This window comes from Saccharothrix sp. ALI-22-I (assembly GCF_001984175.1).
Lineage (GTDB): Bacteria > Actinomycetota > Actinomycetes > Mycobacteriales > Pseudonocardiaceae > Actinosynnema.
Window position 1 is genome coordinate 1 of the sequence record NZ_MTQP01000001.1, and the last position, 2,835, is coordinate 2,835.

Sequence of the window (2,835 nt, forward strand, 5' to 3'; positions counted from 1 at the left end):
TAGAGGTACCAGCGGTTGTTGATCTGCTCCAGGTGCGGGGCCCACATCGTGCAGCAGCCGTCGTCCTGGGTGGCCGTGAAGACCTTCTGCTCGGGGGCGCTGCGCAGGGCGGCGATCGTGGTGGACTTGCGCATCACGATGTCGGAGGTCCAGGTCGTCGCCACGTAGTAGTACGCGCCGTTGTAGGTGACCAGCGTGGGGTCCGCGCTGTTCGGCAGGGGCACGACGGGGTTGACGAACGACGGGCCGGCCGCAGCGACCGCGACGCCCTGGCCGACCAGCACTGACGACAGCGCCACGAGGAAGGCCGCGACGAGCGACAGCAGACGCCGCGAGGCTGGACGGGACCGGGAAGACAGCATGACCACTCCGGGGGTGCCACAGGGTTCGGACTCGTGCGGGCGCGCACGGCCGCGTTACACGACACAGGGACAGGCGTGACCGGCTCCACGGTCGGGTGGAGCGGCGCGGGGGCGGCGCCGGGCTGACTACCGCCCGGCCACCGGAGGCTCGGCTACCGGCGGTGGGGCGCCGGACCGGCGGCGTGGAAGTCACCGACCACGGTCTCCAACGCCGACGGCACCGGACCGGCGTAACCGCTCCAGAACGACAGGTGGACCGTCCTGCGGGGTGACTCGGTGCCACCCGTGCCGCACCCGACCGCCCCGAGGAGGCCGATGACGGCGGTGGTGGCGAGCAACGCGTACCGACGGCGCATCGACCTCATGGATCCTCTCGTGGTGTGTGACTGCGGGCGGTCGGGTGGGCCGGGAGCGTCACTCCAGGATGAACGTGGAGTCGGCGCGGGCGACGGTGTCGGTCGCGGTGGTCAGGTTGACGGTGGTGCCGTTGTGGCGCAGATAGCGGCCGGGGAAGTTCTGCGCCTCGAACGACACCGCCGAGCTGTCGGCCAGGCCCGCGCGCTGGAAGAAGCTGGCGTCGTTCTTGAACAGGGCCGTGCCGTCGTCGCGCTGCACCCAGAACTCGTAGTTGCGGTGCCGCAGGTAGTAGCCCGGGAAGTTGGTCGACTCCAGCGACACCGTGCCGGAGCCGTTGAGGCCGGTCACGATCCGGAACTGCGAGTCCGCCAACGGGTTGACGTTGGCCTCGACCCTGGCCCGGTACTCCCAGTGCCGCACGAACCGGTCCGGGAAGTTGTACGACTTGAGCCGCACCGGGGTGACGCCGTCGGCGACCGGGATGCCGAAGTTCGGCGTGCCGTCGGCGTTCCAGTAGATCTTCTGCACGCGGGTGCGGCGGTCGGGGTTGAGGAGCGGGTCACCGACGATGTCGCGGTAGCTACGGTCGTGGTAGACGAGGATGTCGCTCTGCCCGTCCTCGGACACCGTGAACGAGTTGTGGCCCGGCCCGTACTGGCTCGTCGCGTCGTTGCTGGCGAACACCGGGGTCTGACTTTTGGTCCACGACGAGGGGTTGAGCAGGTCGGCCGTCGATGACGCGGACAGCATGCCGAGGCAGTAGTTCGCGTCGGTGGCGCTGGCGGAGTAGGTCAGGAAGATCCGGCCGTCGCGCTGGATCACCGCCGGTCCCTCGTTGACCCTGTTCCTGCGGGTCTCCCAAGCCAACGTCGGAGAGGTCAGCTTCGTCACCGTCCCGGTGATCGTCCACGGGTCGGCGCCCATCCGCGCGATGTAGATGCTGGAGTCGGCGCCGGGCTCGGCCTGCGCCCAACTCAGGTACCGCACGCCGTTCGCCACGAACGTGGTCTCGTCGAGCGAGAACGTGTCCCACGGCGTGACGATCCGCCCGCGCTCCACCCAGGTGCCGGTGATCGGGTTGGGGTCGGCGGTCTCCAGCACGTACATCCGGATGCGCCACTTGTCGTCGGACCGCCCGGCGGTGAAGTAGACGTACCACTTGCCGTTGATGAAGTGGATCTCCGGCGCCCAGATGTGCGCGCCCATCTCGCCGGTGGCGTGCTTGCGCCAGATCACGGTCTCCGGCGCGCTCGCCAGGCCCTGGATCGTGGTCGCCCGGCGCAGCACGATCCGGTCGTACTCCGGCACGGTCGCGGTGAAGTAGTAGAAGCCGTCGGTGTGCTTGAAGATGTGCGGGTCCGCCCGCTGCTCCGCCAACGGATTCGTGAACTGCACGGCGGGCGACGCGTGCGCCGCGGGCATCACCACCACCAGGCCTGCGAATGCGGTCGCGACCGCCAACGCGACCACAGCCAGCCTGCGGACAAACCGCCTGGGAACAGCAGCGTTCATCGGTCCACTCCATCGTGGGGGTCGAGGTAGCGCGGGGTGTGAACGCTAACAGCGGCTGTCCGCGCAGCTCAAGACCTACTTTCCAGAAAGTTGCATCTTCCGGCGGTCAGGCATCCGCTGATTGGTCGTATTCGAACTTGAGCCATACGTTGCATTCGTTAACATGCCAGGTCGTGGCAGTCCGGCGGGTTCACATCCGTGATCCAACAGGCTGGTCACCCAGGTCCTGCCCGAACAACAACGCTGTTAGCGATAACAGGAACGCGCCCACCGGCGCCCCTTGCGAGATCTTGTCGGCGCGGAACACTGCACTGACTCGCGGTGCCGAAGCCCGCTGCGGCGCGGACCCGACTCGCCGGGTGTGGGGTGCCAGAACTGCGCACTGGGGAGCCGAGCTGCGGCGATCGTGCGCCCTGAGCCTCCAGGGCATGATCGTGTGGTGTGGCGTCAGTGACCGTTTCCGAGCTTGATCAGGCGAGGGGCCTGTGCCGCTCGAAAAGTCATCGTTGCTGGTCAAGCGGCATGTCTGTGCTCGTTGACGAGTCCGCCCAGGATGCGGGTACGGTGCAGTCTGTGGGTGTCGAGGTCGTGTACCGCGGTGGTG

Annotated in this window: 3 protein-coding genes; all 3 read right to left on the bottom strand. The window is 67.9% G+C overall.

Annotated features, from left to right (window positions below):
• A partial coding sequence (locus ALI22I_RS00005) for a family 43 glycosylhydrolase (RefSeq protein WP_179118010.1) occupies positions 1 to 362 on the bottom strand: 362 nt, incomplete at its 3' end.
• A gap of 152 nt (positions 363 to 514) precedes the next feature.
• Complete coding sequence (locus ALI22I_RS00010) at positions 515 to 727, bottom strand: hypothetical protein (RefSeq protein ID WP_143531819.1); 213 nt, start codon at positions 725 to 727, stop codon at positions 515 to 517.
• A gap of 49 nt (positions 728 to 776) precedes the next feature.
• Positions 777 to 2,231: a family 43 glycosylhydrolase gene (locus tag ALI22I_RS00015; RefSeq protein WP_077003543.1), complete on the bottom strand. Its 1,455-nt coding sequence runs from the start codon at positions 2,229 to 2,231 to the stop codon at positions 777 to 779.
• Positions 2,232 to 2,835 lie beyond the last annotated feature (604 nt).

Excerpts from the sequence above, each read along its gene's own strand:
- ALI22I_RS00010 (WP_143531819.1), bottom strand. The coding sequence starts at position 727 with ATGAGGTCGATGCGCCGTCGGTACGCGTTGCTCGCCACCACCGCCGTC.
- ALI22I_RS00015 (WP_077003543.1), bottom strand. The coding sequence starts at position 2,231 with ATGAACGCTGCTGTTCCCAGGCGGTTTGTCCGCAGGCTGGCTGTGGTC.